Origin of the sequence: Streptomyces sp. NPDC051940 (assembly GCF_040680895.1) — a bacterium.
Lineage (GTDB): Bacteria > Actinomycetota > Actinomycetes > Streptomycetales > Streptomycetaceae > Streptomyces.
In genome coordinates this window covers 1-13,294 of record NZ_JBFAXR010000065.1, presented here as the reverse complement: position 1 = coordinate 13,294, position 13,294 = coordinate 1, and the positions used below count along the sequence as shown (strand labels likewise).

The following is a 13,294-nucleotide window of genomic DNA, read 5'->3' as shown; positions in this document are numbered from 1 at the left end:
TCACAGCCGCGGGTCCACCGGCTCCGACTCGAGCGCCAGCACCGCGAACACCGCCTCGTGGACGCGCCACAGCGGTTCGCCGTCCGCGAGCCGGTCCAGGGCCTCCAGGCCCAGGGCGTACTCCCGCAGGGCCAGGGAGCGCTTGTGGCCCAGGAAGCGCTGCCGCAGGCGGGCGAGGTTGTCGGGGCGCGTGTACTCCGGGCCGTAGATGATCCGGAGGTACTCGCGGCCCCGGCACTTGATGCCGGGCTGGACGAGGCGGTCGCCCTCCCCGCCGCGCACCAGCGCCGCGAGCGGTTTGACGACCATGCCCTCACCGCCCGCCTCGGTGAGGTCCAGCCACCACCGGACGCCGGCCGCGACGGACTCCTCGTCGTGGGTGTCGACGACGAGCCGCTCCGTACGGCGCAGCAGACCGCTGCCGTCCGCCGACACGAGCCGGTCCAGCCACGCCAGCTGCCGGTGGTGCGGGACCGCGGCGTGGCTGCGGCCCTGCGACGCCAGCACCTGGAACGGCGCGAGGCGCACCCCGTCGAGGCCCTCCGTGCTCCAGCAGTAGCGGCGGTACGCCTCGGTGAACGCCGCCGCGTCCGCCGACCGCTCCCGCTGCCGGTCCGCAAGACCGCCCAGGTCCACGCCCCGCTCCGCCGCGGCCTCGAGGGCCGAGAGCGCGCCCGGGAAGACCGTGCGGGAGGCCGCGCCGACGGCCGCGTACTGGTGGCGCAGCAGGCCCGACGCCTTCAGCGACCAGGGCAGCAGCTCCGCGTCCAGCAGCAGCCAGTCAGTGCCGAGTTCGTCCCACAGGCCGGCGGTCCCGATCGCCGTCCGCACGCGGCCGAGCACCTCCTCGGTCACGGCCGGGTCGTCGAAGAAGGGCCGGCCCGTACGGGTGTACAGCGCACCGGACACGTCCCCGACGCCGAACCGCGCCGCGTCGTCCCGGCACACCAGCGCGACCGCCCGCGAGCCCATGTGCTTCTCCTCGCACACGACCTCGCGCACACCGTCGGCCCGGTACGCCGCGAACGCCTCCGCCGGGTGCTCCAGATACCCCTCCACCTCGGACGTCGCCGTGGGCGCCATCGTCGGCGGCAGGTACATCAGCAGCCGCGGGTCGACCGCGAAGCGGCTCATGACCTCCAGCGCCGCCGCCGCGTTCTCCTCGCGGACGGCGAGCCGGCCCATGTGCCGGGTCTCCACGATCCGCTTGCCGTGCACGTCCGCCAGGTCCAGCGGCCGGCCGTCGAGCCCGCCGGGGGCCTCCGTCGTGAGCGGCTTGACCGGCTCGTACCAGACCTTCTCCGCGGGTACGTCGACCAGCTCCCGCTCCGGCCAGCGCAGCGCGGTCAGCCTGCCGCCGAAGACGGCACCGGTGTCCAGGCAGATGGTGTTGTTGAGCCAGCTCGCCTGCGGCACCGGGGTGTGGCCGTAGACCACGGCCGCCCGGCCGCGGTAGTCCTCCGCCCACGGGTAGCGCACGGGCAGGCCGAACTCGTCGGTCTCGCCGGTGGTGTCGCCGTACAGCGCGTGGCTGCGGACGCGGCCGGAGGTGCGGCCGTGGTACTTCTCGGGCAGGCCGGCGTGGCAGACGACGAGCCTGCCGCCGTCCAGCACGTAGTGGCTGACGAGGCCGTCGATGAACTCCCGTACCCGCTCGCGGAACTCGTCGTCCTCGCGCTCCAGCTGCTCGACGGTCTCCGGCAGTCCGTGGGTGAGCTGCACCTTGCGGCCCTTCAGCCAGCGGCCCAGCTTGTTCTCGTGGTTGCCGGGCACGCACAGCGCGCTGCCGGACGCCACCATCCCCATCACCCGCCGCAGGACGCCGGGGGTGTCGGGGCCGCGGTCCACCAGGTCGCCGACGAAGACCGCCGTACGGCCGTCGGGGTGGACGCCGTCGACGTAACCCAGCTTCGCCAGCAGCGACTCCAGTTCGCCCGCGCAGCCGTGGATGTCGCCGACGATGTCGAACGGGCCGGTGAGGTGCCGCAGATCGTTGAAGCGGCGCTCCAGCACGACCTCGGCGGCGTCGATCTCCTCGGTGCCCTTCAGCACGTGCACCTTGCGGAAGCCCTCGCGCTCCAGCCCGCGCAGGGAGCGGCGCAGCTCGCGGCGCTGGCGCGGGATGACGTGCTTCGGCATGTCCGCCCGGTCGGGCCGGGCGGCGTTGCGCTCGGCGCAGACGTGCTCGGGGACGTCGAGGACGATCGCGACGGGCAGGACGTCGTGCTCGCGGGCGATCGCGACCAGCTGACGGCGGGACTCCGGCTGGACGTTGGTGGCGTCCACGACGGTGAGGCGGCCGGCGGCGAGGCGCTTGCCGACGATGTAGTGCAGGACGTCGAAGGCGTCGCTGCTCGCCGACTGGTCGTTCTCGTCGTCGGCGACCAGTCCCCGGCAGAAGTCCGAGGAGACGACCTCGGTGGGTTTGAAGTGGCGGCGGCCGAAGGTGGACTTGCCGGAGCCGGTCGTGCCGACGAGCACGACGAGGGAGAGGTCGGGCACGGCGACGGTGCGGTGGGTGGTCATGCGGCGGCCTCCTTCTGGTTCGTGGTGGTGGTGGTGGTCGTCGCGGTGTCGCCGGCCAGGGTGAACACCGCCATCTGCGTGGGCGGTCCGACCTCCGGGTCGTCCGGGCCCACCGGCCGGTACGCCACGGCGTAGCCGTGCCGGGCGGCGACGGCCTGCGCCCAGTCGGCGAACTCCGCCCGGGTCCATTCGAAGCGGTGGTCCGAGTGCCGGCTGTGCCCCGCGGGGAGGGTCTCCCAGCGGACGTTGTACTCGACGTTCGGCGTGGTGACGATCACCGTGTGCGGGCGGGCGGAGCCGAACACCGCGTACTCCAGCGCGGGCAGCCGCGGCAGGTCGAGGTGCTCGATCACCTCGCTGAGCACGGCGGCGTCGTACCCCTTCAGCCGGGCGTCGGTGTACGTCAGCGAGCCCTGGAGCAGCCGCACGCGGCCCGCCTGGCGTTCGCCCATCCGCTCCAGCCGGAGCCTGCGGGCGGCGACGTTCAGCGCGCGCACGGACACGTCCACGCCGACGACCTCGGTGTAGCGGACGTCCTTCAGCAGCTCGCCGACCAGCTGGCCCTGCCCGCAGCCCAGGTCGAGCACGCGGGCCGCGCCGGCCGCCCGCAGCGCGCCGCTGATCGCCTCGCGGCGCTGGGCGGCCAGCGGTACGGGCTTCTCCTCGGTGTCGACGCTCTCGTCGACGGCGTTGTCCAGCTCCTCGGCCTCGGTGTCGTCCGCCTCGGCGAGCCGGGCCAGCTCCAGCCGCTCCATGGCCTCACGCGCCAGGGACCAGCGGCGGGAGCGGTAACGGGCGGTGATCAGCTTCTGCTCGGGGTGGTCCTCCAGCCAGCCCTCGCCCGCACGCAGCAGCTTGTCGACCTCGTCCGGGGCGACCCAGTAGTGCTTGGCGTCGTCGAGGACGGGGAGCAGGACGTACAGGTGGCGCAGGGCGGCGGAGAGCGGCAGTTCGCCCTCCAGGAGGAGGGAGACGTAGCGCGACTCGCCCCACTCCGGGAAGCGGGGGTCGAGCTGCACGGGCTCGGCGGTGACCCGCCAGCCCATGGGCTCGAAGAGCCGGCGTACCAGGTCCGCGCCGCCGCGCGCGGGCACGACGGGCACCTCGACGCGCAGCGGCAGCGGCCGGGCCGCGCGCTCGGGGCGCTGGGCGCAGACGCCGCGCAGCGCGGACTTGAAGACCGTGCTGAGGGCTACGGCGAGCAGGGAGCCGGCCGCGTACGGGCGGTCGTTGACGTACTGCGCGAGCGCGGAGTCCGGGGCGCCGCCCCGGCCCTTGCCCCTGCCCCGCCGCACCAGGGCGACGGGATCGACCTCCAGCAGCAGCGCGGCCGTGCAGCGGTGCTCCGCCGCCTCCGGGTAGAAGACGTGGGCGGTGCCCTGCGCGGTGGAGAAGGACTGGGCCTTCGCCGGATGCTTGTGCAGGAGGAAGCCCAGGTCGGTGGCCGGGTGCGCGGCTGTGCCGGTGGTCGAGATCGTCAGGAACATACCGCCGAGTATTCCTGTGCACCCAGGTTCTGGCCAGGGAATATGGCCGGGCTCGGGCCTCCCGGGGTCCTCCGCCCGGGGCCGGCCCGCTCAGCCCCGCGGCCGGTCCGTGGACAGGGGCAGTCCGGTGACGGCGTCGAGCAGGATCCGGTCGCCGACGGGGGCGGTGAGTTCGACGGTCACGGGTGTGGAGTGGAGGCTTGCCTCGCAGGGGCCCGGATCCCTGGACTCGACGTCTCCGCGCACGACCACGGTCCGCCCGGTCTCGAGGAGGTACGCCCTGGGCCCCTTGTCGCAGGCGCCGTGGAGGACGTCGACCGTCAGCGTGCGGCTGTCCGCGGAGTACGGCCGTACGTTGCGCACCTCCTCCAGACTGTCCCAGCCGTCCAGCGCCTTCACCGGGGCCTCGGGATGGTCGGACGCGTCGACCGCGGACCGCTGGATCGGCGTGGCGTAGCCCTCGACGGTCAGCAGCCAGGCGGGGACACGGGCCGGGCCCCGGCTGGTGGCCATGGGTATCTCGCCGAGTTCGACACGGGTGATGACGAGCGGTTTCGTACCGCCGGAGCCCTCCTCGGCCAGCGGGTAGAGGCTCTCCACCGGGAGCACGGCGGTCTGGAGCGCCTTCCCGTCGTCCCAGCGGATCTCGGCGCGCGCGGGCGGTTTCGGAGGCTGCGGGCCGCGCAGCACGAATCGGCGCTCGAGGTGGGCGATCTTGTCGTCGCCGTTGCGCCAGGCCCCCTCGGGCAGCACCTCCGCCTCCCCGAGGGGGTAGTAGCCGTCACGCCAGTTGCGGGCGACCTCGGTGCCCTCCCAGGCGGCGGCCACCTCGCGCATGCGCGCGTCGGGGTCGACGGCGGCCCCGAACCCCTCGGTGCCGCCGGGATCGGGGAGCTTCCCGCCGCAGCCGGTCACGAGCAGGACGGCGGCGGCCAGTGCGCACAGCGCCGCGGGGGCGCGGAATCTCGGCATGCCGGTGTGACGCGCGGCAGGGGCGAAGGGTTGCAGCGCGACCGGCAACGCGGCCCGCCCCGCCCGCCGTTCAGCGCCGCGGTCCCACGTACAGCGTCTGCGTGCTGCGCCCGAGCGGCCCCTTCTCGTCGTGCAGGCCCGCCTCCGCCAGGCCGATGCCCGCGCCGTCCACGCTCGTCCGGGCGTCGACGCACACCCAGTCGCCCTGGGGGTGGCGGTGGACGTTCACGGTGAGGTCGGCGTTGACGAAGACGTAGCGGGAGAAGTCGACCGCGGCGCTGATGCCGTTGCCGGAGTCCGCGGCCGTCAGGACGCGGCTGAGCGGGCGGATCTCCTCGCCCGCCACGAGCGGGAGCCGCATCCGGAACCAGGCCGTGGCGGGCCCGAGTTCGAGGAAGGCGCCGGAGGTGAAGCGCAGCTCCATGGCGGTGTGGTAGCCCTGGTCCCACGCCAGCGGGAAGAAGCCGGTGTGCGTCGCCTCCTGCGGCCCCGGCACCTCGGGCCCGGGCAGCACCTCGGGGACGGAGTCCGGCGACGCCTTGACCAGCAGCGCGGTCGCCCGCATGACCTCGGGACCGCCGTCGGGGGTCAGCACGGCCTCGACCAGCTCCACGTTGCGCCCCTCGCGTATCACCCGCGTGGCCACGGTCAGCGGGGCGATCGGCACGGGGCGCATGATCTCGTACGACATCCGCGCGACGCGCAGCTCCTCGCGCCGCCCCGGGCGGTCCTCGACCGCCAGGCCCAGCAGCGCCGCGGGCGGCCCCGCGTGCTGCGCCTTCGGGTCCCACGGGCCCGTGGTGTAGGGCGTGGACAGGAACCGGTCCCGGTCCTCGCGGACGTAGAAGGCTTCGGCCTGCGGAGCGGTCATCGGGTTCTCCCTCGGACGGTGGCGTACCCGAGTTTACTAAGCGCTTGCTCATCTGTCAGGAGCCGGTCCGTTCGGCGGGTGTTACCGTGCACGCGCCGAACGGAGGACACACATGAACGCTTTCCGGGAGATCCCCCCGACGACCCTCGCCGACCTGCTGGGCCGCACCCAGGTGATGGACATCGGCATCCGCCCGCTGTGGCCGTCCGCGCCCCGGCTCGCGGGGCCGGCGTTCACCGTGCGCTGCCCGCCCGGCGACAACCTCATGCTGCACGCCGCGATCCACCGCGCGGCGCCGGGATCCGTGATCGTCGTGGAGTCCGGCGACCTCGACCACGCGCTCGCCGGCGGCAACGTCTGCGCCGTCGCCCAGCGCCGGGGCATCGCGGGGTTCGTGCTGGACGGGGTGATCCGGGATCTCGCCGAGGTACGGGAGATGGGCTTCCCCGTCCACGCGCGGGGCGTCATCCCCATCCCGGGCACCAAGGCCGCGGTGACGTCCTTCGACGGGCCCGTGCGCTGCGGCGGCGTGACCGTGCACGCGGGCGACGTCGTCGTGGCGGACGAGGAGGGCGTCGTCGTCGTGCCGTCGGCGCGGCGGGAGCAGGTGCTGGCCGACGCCCGGGCGAAGCTGGCGAAGGAGGCCGCGGAGAGCCTCGACGCGTGGGAGGCCGCGCACCGGGCGCGTATCGACAAGCTGCTCGCCGAGGGCGGGTTCACGGGCTGACGCCTGGCGGGGGTTCAGTGGCTGACGCCTGGCGGCGGCGGGTTCACGGGCTGACCTCCGGCGGGGGCTGCGTCGTCAGCGCCGCCGCGAGGCGGTTGATCTCCGCCGGGCCCACCCGGCAGCAGCCGCCGATCAGGCGTGCGCCCGCCGCGCGCCACGCGCGGGCCGCGGTCAGGGGGTGCGACGCGCTGCCGTGCCAGGAGCGGGCGGTCGCGTCCCAGTCCTCGCCGCTGTTCGGGTAGGCCACCGCCGGTCTGCCCGTCACCGCCACCGCCGTCGCGACGGCCTCCGGTACGTCCCCGGGTGCGCAGCAGTTGACGCCCGTCGCGAGCACCTGGTCGTTGCCCGCCGCCAGCGCGAACCCCTCGTCCAGCGGCTGGCCCGCGCGGGTGCGGCCACCCGCCACGGTGTACGACAGCCACACGGGCACCCCGAGCCCCGAGGCCGCGCGCAGCAGCGCCTCCGCCTCGTCGATGTCGGGCACCGTCTCCAGCGCCAGCACGTCCGGCCCCGCGGCGGCCAGGGTCTCCAGCCGCGGCCGGTGGAAGCGCTCCAGCTCGCGCACGCTCAGCCCGTACCGGCCGCGGTACTCGCTGCCGTCGGCGAGCATCGCCCCGTACGGCCCGGCGGAGGCGGCGACCCAGCCGCCGGGGGACGAGGCCCGGCGCGCCAGCGCCACGCTGAGGGTCAGCAGTTCGGCCGCCCGCTCGCGGCCGATGCCGGCCCGGGCGAAGCCCTCGTACGTCGCCTGGTAGCTGGACGTGATCAGCACCTGTGCCCCGGCGCGCGCGTACGCCGCGTGCGCCGCCTCGATCTGCCCGGGCGCGTCGGCGAGCAGCCGCGCCGACCACAGCGAGTCGGAGAGGTCGCAGCCCTGGGCCTCGAGCTGGTTCGACAGACCGCCGTCGAGGATCACCACCCGGCCGGCGAGCGCGGCGGCCAGGGACTCCGGCGCGCTCATCGCGCCGGGAAGCGCAGCTCGTTGCGCTCGATCTTCGCCGCCAGCGCCTCGAGCGGATCGACGTCCAGGACGGTGCACAGCCGCAGCAGATACGCCAGCACGTCCGCGACCTCGTCCGTCACCCGGAACGCGCTGTCCGGGTCGTCCATCACCCGCGCGGACTCCTCGGGCGTGAGCCACTGGAAGATCTCCACCAGCTCGGACGCCTCCACGCTCAGCGCGGCCACCAGGTTCTTCGGCGTGTGGTACTGCTCCCAGTCCCGCGCGGCCGCGAAGTCCACCAGCCGCTGCTGCAGGGCCGGCACGTCAAGGTTCGTCATGCCCCAGGTCTACCACCGTGATCCCGCGCACCGTACGCGCCTCCCCCGCCGCGGCGACCGCGCCGAGCAGCCGCACCCGCCCGCCGGCAGCCGTCCGGGCGGCGAGCCGCAGCAGCGCCGTGTGCTGGCCGGTGCTGAGGGCGCGGTCGAGGCCGTCGGCCAGCACCGTCAGCGCGGGGCAGGACCCGGGGGTCTCCGCGTCCGGCTCCACGGCCCGCACCTCGGGGCCGGAGAGCAGGACCAGGGCCAGCGCCACGTACCGCAGTTCCCCGTCGCCGAGGTCCTCCAGCGGTGAACACCCGTACGGGTCACCCCGGTCGAGCACGGCGCGCACCGCTCCCCCGGGCAACTCCTCGGCGCACACGTCGTACACCCGGCCGCCGCACCCGTCCCGTACCGCGTCGACGAGCAGCCCGTGCCGCGTGGCGCACGCGTCGCGGACCCGGCGCAGCACCCCGGCGAGGTTGCCGCAGTCCGGCAGCAGCGCCCCGGCGTCGGGGAGCACCGGGGCGCGCATCGCGGCCGGGCGCGGCTCGCAGGGGAACAGGGACCGCAGCGCGACCACCACCTGCTCCGCGGCGGCCAGCACCAGCCGCTCTCCCTCCGTACGCCCCGCCACCCGCAGCGGGAGCAGCGCGGTGCCCAGCCGGTCGTCGGGCAGCGGCGCCCGGGTGACGGGCACCGCCCCGGCCGTACGCCACCCGGCCTGCACCTGGCGCCGGCCCGGGTCGCGCAGCGCGGTGGAGAACAGCTGGTGCCCGGCCCCGGTCAACCGCTCGCCGACGATCCGCAGTTCCGGCTCGGCCTGTACGGCGACGTCGAGCCGCACCTCGCCCAGCGGCCCGCCCGCGCTGACGCCGATCCGGAAGCCGCGCCGCCCGCCCGCGTCGGGCCGCGCCTGCCGCGGGATGCAGCCCCGGGCCCCGCCCGGCACCGCGCCGAAGCACTCGTCGAGCTGGTCGCCGCCGGCCATCCGCGCCAGCGCCTCGCACGCCTGCAGCGCGCTGGTCTTGCCGCTGCCGGCCAGCACGGTGACGGGATCCAGGCGCAGGGTGCGGCGGCGGTGCCCCTTGAAGGCCGACAGCCGCAGCTCGGTGAGGCCGGGGAGTTCGGGCGGTACGGCCGAGGCTGAGGCTGAGGTCATGCGGGCAGACGCTAGTGAGCGCCCCGTACGCCGAACCGTTACGCCAGGTCAGGCGTCGCCCGAACGGGTGCCTTCGGCGGTTCGTCCTTCGGTCCCTGTGCGGGTCCGGCCGCCCCGTCGCCCGGACCCCGTTCCCTCAGCGGCCCGCGACCGGCTCCACCTCGGTGCCGACCGGGGCCAGCAGGAAGACGTTGCGGTCCACGCGGTGCATGGTGCTGCGGATGCCGAACGTGACGCCGCTGGCGAAGTCGAGGATCCGCTTGGCCACGTCGTGCTCCGCGACCGTGAGGTCGAGCAGCACCGGGATCTGCGCGATCAGATACTCCGCGACCTGCCGGGCGTCGGCGAAGCACTGGCAGCGGATGACGACGAACCGCCGTGCGTCCTCGGCGGGTTCCACATCGGGGAGGGTCTCGTGCCCTGTCCAGGAGGGCCATTCGTTGCCACGCAGCGGCACCACCTCGGCGAGGCCCCGCCACTGCTCATCGGTGACGTCCTGTCCGTTCAACGGTCACCTCGCACGTTGCGCGCTCGTATGGAGGACATCGGCCGAGTCTAACGAGGAGCGGTGGCAGAAGCGGGAATTGACACGTTCGCGACGCGGTACGCCGGAAGTACGGGACCATCCCCCCGGCGGCGATGCGGCGGCGCGACGCGCGTAGCCTGGGGCCGAGCCGTTAGAGACCCTGGGGCACAGATGACCGGCCGGCGCAGGATACTCGTCGTCGACGACAACCCGGACAGCGTCCTCGCCCTGACCTACGCCCTGTTGCCGCTCGGCCACGAGATAGTGAGCGTGCCCAGCGGGGAGGACGCCCTCAAGGCGGCGCTGCGGGGGCAGTTCGCGCTCATCCTGATGGACGTGGTGATGCCCGGCGGCCTCAACGGACTGCAGACGGCGGCGCTGCTCAAACGGCTGGAGCAGACCCGGCACATCCCGATCCTCTTCCTGACCGGCATGCCCCACGACGCGGACCGCACGGCCGCGGGCCTCGCCCACGGCGATGCCGACTACCTCGGCAAACCGGTGGATCCGTGGGAGCTGCGCGCCAAGGTCACCTTCCTCATCGAGGTGTACGGCGAGCTGGCACGGCTGCGCGTGGAGCTGACGCGGGTACGGGAGTCGGAGGCGGAACTGCGACGGCGGCTGGCGGAGTTGACGGACGCGGACGAGCCCGGCGGCGGGGAAGAGTCCGGGAGCGGGGAAGAGTCCGGGGGCGGGGAAGGGCCCTGACCCGCGGGATCAGAACACCGACCACCCCGTCAGCGTCGTGAAGTGGTCCAGCGCCGCCACCCCCGCCACGGAGTTGCCCTGCTCGTCGATGCCCGGGCTCCACACGGCGACCGCGCAGCGCCCCGGCACGACGGCGACGATGCCGCCGCCCACACCGCTCTTGCCGGGCAGGCCCACCCGGTAGGCGAACTCCCCCGCCGCGTCGTACGCGCCACAGGTCAGCATCACGGCGTTGACCTGCTTCGCGGCCCGTACGGACAGCAGCCGGCTGCCGTCGCCGCGCAGCCCGTGGCGGGCCAGGAAACCGGCGGCCAGGGCGAGATCGCGGCAGCTCATCTCGATCGAGCACTGGGAGAAGTAGTGGGCGAGGACGTCCGCGACGTCGTTGTCGAGATTGCCGTAGTCGGCCATGAAGTGGGCGAGGGCGGCGTTGCGGTGGCCGTGCTCGGCCTCGGAGTCGGCGACGGCGATGTTGAAGTCGACGGTGCGGTTGCAGGACTCGGTGCGCAGGAACGCGCGCAGCGCGCCGCGGGCGTCGCCGGTGAGGGTGAGCAGCCGGTCGGTGACGACGAGGGAGCCGGCGTTGATGAACGGGTTGCGGGGGATGCCGTCCTCGTACTCCAGCTGCACCAGGGAGTTGAACGGGTTGCCGGAGGGCTCGCGCCCGACGCGGCGCCAGATGTCCTCGCTGCCTCGGTCCTCGGTCCCGGGCTCGCCCTCGGGCTCGGTCTCGCGCTCGGTGTCGGGCTCACGCTCGCCCTTGCGCTCGGCGAGGACCAGGGCGAGCGTGAAGAGCTTGGAGATGCTCTGCACGGAGAAGGGCCGCCGCCAGTCCCCGACGCCGGCCACGCGCCCCTCGACGTCGGCGACGGCCATCCCGAAGTGGTCGATGTCGACGCAGGCGAGGGCGGGGATGTACGAGGCGACGGCGCCGCGCCCGACCTCGGACCGCACCTTCGCGGCGATCTCGTCGAGCAGCGGCTGGTAGTCCACGCGGCCAGCCTAGGGTCTGGTGGCGGAAGGTGCGCTGCGGGTGGGCCTCCCGGGCGGGGCCGCGGGGGTCAGCCCATCTCCTCCAGCGCCCTGCCCTTGGTCTCCGGCACCCACTTGAGGATGAACGGGACCGAGAGCACGGCGAAGACCGTGTAGATCACGTACGCGCCGGAGAGGTTCCAGTCCGACAGCGACGGGAACGTGACGGTGATCAGCCAGTTCGCCACCCACTGCGCGGAGGCGGCGACACCCAGCGCGGCGGCGCGGATCCTGCTCGGGAACATCTCACCGAGCATCACCCACACCACGACGCCCCAGGAGAGCGCGAAGAAGAGCACGAAGCCGTGCGCCGCGAAGAGCGCGACCGTGCCCTGCGCGTCGGGCAGCGTGATGCCGTCGCCGGAGCCGCTCTTGTACGAGAACGCCCAGGCGGCGAGCCCAAGGGTGACCGCCATGCCCGCGGAGCCGATCAGGGCAAGCGGCCGGCGGCCGATCCGGTCGACGAACAGCATCGCGATCACGGTGCCGATGATGTTGATGATCGACGTGGTGAAGGAGTAGAAGAACGAGCTCGACGGGTCGATGCCGACGGACTGCCACAGCGAGGAGCTGTAGTAGAAGATCACGTTGATGCCGACGAGCTGCTGGAAGACGGAGAGCCCGATGCCGATCCACACGATCGGCAGCAGTCCGGCCCGGCCGATCAGGTCGCGGAACGTCGACCTGTGCTCGCTGCGCATCCGGCCGTCGATCTCGGCGAGCTTGGCGTCCAGGTCCGTACCCGGCGCCTCGACCCGGCCGAGGACGGCGCGGGCGTCGGCGGTGCGGCCCTGGGCGATGAGGTAGCGGGGCGACTCGGGGATGCGCAGGGACAGCACGCCGTACACGACGGCCGGGACCGCGGCCACGCCGAGCATGACCTGCCACGCCTCCAGGCCCAGCAGGCTGCCGCGCTGGTCGCCGTCGGCGAGCTTGAGCAGGGCCCAGTTGACGAGCTGGGAGACGGCGATGCCCAGCACGATCGCGGCCTGCTGGAAGGAGGCGAGACGGCCGCGGTACGCGGCGGGCGAGACCTCGGCGATGTACGCGGGGGCGATCACGGAGGCCATGCCGATGGCGACGCCGCCGAGGGTGCGCCAGGCTGCCAGGTCCCAGAGCGCGAACGGGACCATGGACCCGATCGCGCTCACGGCGAACAGCGCGGCGGCGATCTGCATCACCCTGATCCGGCCGATCCGGTCCGCGAGCCGCCCGGCGGCGGTGGCGCCGACGGCGGCGCCGATCAGGGCGACGGCGATGACCTGCGCCAGCAGCCCGGAGCCGACGTCGAACCTGCCGCGGATGCCCTCGACGGCGCCGTTGATCACGGAGCTGTCGTAGCCGAAGAGGAAACCGCCCATCGCGGCGACGGCGGCGAGGAACACGACGTGACGCAGATGCGGGCGGCCGGCGGCCGGGGCCGCCGGGCCGGTCGGCTGGGCGGTGATCGTCATCGATGACTCCCGAAACGAGGATGGAACCTTTCCGACACTATTCCTTCAACTCTTGAAGTCAACATGGACCTATTAGGGCAATGCGCCCACGACTCGGACATTCCTCATTCACTTTTTGAACTCACTTTGCGCTGAGACCGCCGCAGGGCGCAGACCGGGGCCGAGGGGCGGGACGAGGGCCAGGGCCGGAGGCCCGGAGGCCCGGGGGCCGGAGGCCGGGGGCCGGGGGGCCGGGGCCGGAGGCCCGAGGGGCCGGGGCCGGAGGGCCTGGAGCCGGGGCCGGGGCCGGAGGGCCGGGAGCCGGGGCGAGGCCCGGGGCCGGGGGGCCGGCGCCTCCGTGCGCTGCGGGGAAGCGCCGGGCGGCGGGGCCGCACCCCCCTTCCGCTGCGAGCGCCCCGCCTGCGCCGCAGCCCCTTCCGGGAGTTCGGGGGCAGAGCCACCAGAAGGCTTTCAGGCGCACGACCCCCGCCCGAGGCGCGCCGCCCCTCCCGGGGGTCCGGGGGCGGTGCCCCCCGGGGGGGTTTGGGGGGGGGTCCCCCGCCGGGGGGGGTTTGGGGCGGGGGCGT

12 protein-coding genes are annotated in these 13,294 nt (G+C 74.1%); 2 read left to right on the top strand and 10 right to left on the bottom strand.

Going from position 1 to position 13,294, the window contains the following annotated elements; all coding sequences use genetic code 11:
* The 4 genes from AB0M28_RS23920 to AB0M28_RS23905 form a co-directional block, all read right to left on the bottom strand.
* Nucleotides 1-2,526 (bottom strand): polynucleotide kinase-phosphatase, encoded by a 2,526-nt coding sequence (locus AB0M28_RS23920; RefSeq protein WP_365408428.1) that lies wholly within the window; start codon nucleotides 2,524-2,526, stop codon nucleotides 1-3.
* Nucleotides 2,523-4,013 carry a 3' terminal RNA ribose 2'-O-methyltransferase Hen1 gene (locus AB0M28_RS23915; protein WP_365408425.1) on the bottom strand — a complete coding sequence of 497 codons (1,491 nt, stop codon included), beginning with the start codon at nucleotides 4,011-4,013 and terminating at the stop codon, nucleotides 2,523-2,525. Before AB0M28_RS23915 ends, AB0M28_RS23920 begins: the two co-directional genes overlap by 4 nt.
* A 90-nt stretch (nucleotides 4,014-4,103) precedes the next feature.
* Nucleotides 4,104-4,985 carry a hypothetical protein gene (locus AB0M28_RS23910; protein WP_365408422.1) on the bottom strand — a complete coding sequence of 294 codons (882 nt, stop codon included), beginning with the start codon at nucleotides 4,983-4,985 and terminating at the stop codon, nucleotides 4,104-4,106.
* Nucleotides 4,986-5,055: 70 nt separating this feature from the next.
* The gene (locus AB0M28_RS23905) at nucleotides 5,056-5,856 is read right to left on the bottom strand and encodes a thioesterase family protein (RefSeq protein ID WP_365408419.1); all 801 of its coding nucleotides are present in this window, start codon (nucleotides 5,854-5,856) and stop codon (nucleotides 5,056-5,058) included.
* A 112-nt stretch (nucleotides 5,857-5,968) separates the two neighbouring features.
* Here AB0M28_RS23905 and AB0M28_RS23900 point away from each other — a divergent pair, with 112 nt between their 5' ends.
* Entirely contained in the window at nucleotides 5,969-6,583 is a 615-nt protein-coding gene (locus AB0M28_RS23900; protein ID WP_365408416.1) for an RraA family protein, read from the top strand.
* Between the two features lie 43 nt (nucleotides 6,584-6,626).
* Here the strand turns inward: AB0M28_RS23900 and mmuM are convergent, their stop codons facing one another.
* The 4 genes from mmuM to AB0M28_RS23880 form a co-directional block, all read right to left on the bottom strand.
* Nucleotides 6,627-7,544 (bottom strand): homocysteine S-methyltransferase, encoded by a 918-nt coding sequence (gene mmuM / locus AB0M28_RS23895; protein WP_365408413.1) that lies wholly within the window; start codon nucleotides 7,542-7,544, stop codon nucleotides 6,627-6,629.
* Nucleotides 7,541-7,864 (bottom strand): nucleotide pyrophosphohydrolase, encoded by a 324-nt coding sequence (locus tag AB0M28_RS23890; RefSeq protein WP_365408410.1) that lies wholly within the window; start codon nucleotides 7,862-7,864, stop codon nucleotides 7,541-7,543. Before AB0M28_RS23890 ends, mmuM begins: the two co-directional genes overlap by 4 nt.
* Nucleotides 7,851-9,008, bottom strand: coding sequence for an ATP-binding protein (locus AB0M28_RS23885; RefSeq protein WP_365408407.1), 1,158 nt, complete (start codon nucleotides 9,006-9,008; stop codon nucleotides 7,851-7,853). The genes AB0M28_RS23890 and AB0M28_RS23885 overlap by 14 nt, the downstream gene beginning before the upstream one ends.
* A 136-nt stretch (nucleotides 9,009-9,144) precedes the next feature.
* On the bottom strand, nucleotides 9,145-9,516 hold the full coding sequence (locus AB0M28_RS23880) for a cell division protein SepF (protein WP_365408404.1): 372 nt from the start codon (nucleotides 9,514-9,516) through the stop codon (nucleotides 9,145-9,147).
* A gap of 189 nt (nucleotides 9,517-9,705) precedes the next feature.
* Between AB0M28_RS23880 and AB0M28_RS23875 the strand changes: the two genes are divergently transcribed.
* Nucleotides 9,706-10,242 carry a response regulator gene (locus AB0M28_RS23875; RefSeq protein WP_365408401.1) on the top strand — a complete coding sequence of 179 codons (537 nt, stop codon included), beginning with the start codon at nucleotides 9,706-9,708 and terminating at the stop codon, nucleotides 10,240-10,242.
* A 9-nt stretch (nucleotides 10,243-10,251) separates the two neighbouring features.
* On the opposite strand, the gene glsA is transcribed toward AB0M28_RS23875, so the two are convergent.
* Nucleotides 10,252-11,235, bottom strand: coding sequence for a glutaminase A (glsA, locus tag AB0M28_RS23870; RefSeq protein WP_365408398.1), 984 nt, complete (start codon nucleotides 11,233-11,235; stop codon nucleotides 10,252-10,254).
* Nucleotides 11,236-11,303: 68 nt separating this feature from the next.
* Nucleotides 11,304-12,728: a sugar porter family MFS transporter gene (locus AB0M28_RS23865; protein ID WP_365408395.1), complete on the bottom strand. Its 1,425-nt coding sequence runs from the start codon at nucleotides 12,726-12,728 to the stop codon at nucleotides 11,304-11,306.
* Nucleotides 12,729-13,294: the final 566 nt, after the last annotated feature.

Excerpts from the sequence above, each read along its gene's own strand:
- mmuM (WP_365408413.1), bottom strand. The coding sequence starts at position 7,544 with ATGAGCGCGCCGGAGTCCCTGGCCGCCGCGCTCGCCGGCCGGGTGGTG.
- AB0M28_RS23875 (WP_365408401.1), top strand. The coding sequence starts at position 9,706 with ATGACCGGCCGGCGCAGGATACTCGTCGTCGACGACAACCCGGACAGC.
- AB0M28_RS23865 (WP_365408395.1), bottom strand. The coding sequence starts at position 12,728 with ATGACGATCACCGCCCAGCCGACCGGCCCGGCGGCCCCGGCCGCCGGC.
- AB0M28_RS23920 (WP_365408428.1), bottom strand. The coding sequence starts at position 2,526 with ATGACCACCCACCGCACCGTCGCCGTGCCCGACCTCTCCCTCGTCGTG.
- AB0M28_RS23905 (WP_365408419.1), bottom strand. The coding sequence starts at position 5,856 with ATGACCGCTCCGCAGGCCGAAGCCTTCTACGTCCGCGAGGACCGGGAC.
- AB0M28_RS23890 (WP_365408410.1), bottom strand. The coding sequence starts at position 7,864 with ATGACGAACCTTGACGTGCCGGCCCTGCAGCAGCGGCTGGTGGACTTC.
- AB0M28_RS23915 (WP_365408425.1), bottom strand. The coding sequence starts at position 4,013 with ATGTTCCTGACGATCTCGACCACCGGCACAGCCGCGCACCCGGCCACC.
- AB0M28_RS23885 (WP_365408407.1), bottom strand. The coding sequence starts at position 9,008 with ATGACCTCAGCCTCAGCCTCGGCCGTACCGCCCGAACTCCCCGGCCTC.
- AB0M28_RS23900 (WP_365408416.1), top strand. The coding sequence starts at position 5,969 with ATGAACGCTTTCCGGGAGATCCCCCCGACGACCCTCGCCGACCTGCTG.
- AB0M28_RS23910 (WP_365408422.1), bottom strand. The coding sequence starts at position 4,985 with ATGCCGAGATTCCGCGCCCCCGCGGCGCTGTGCGCACTGGCCGCCGCC.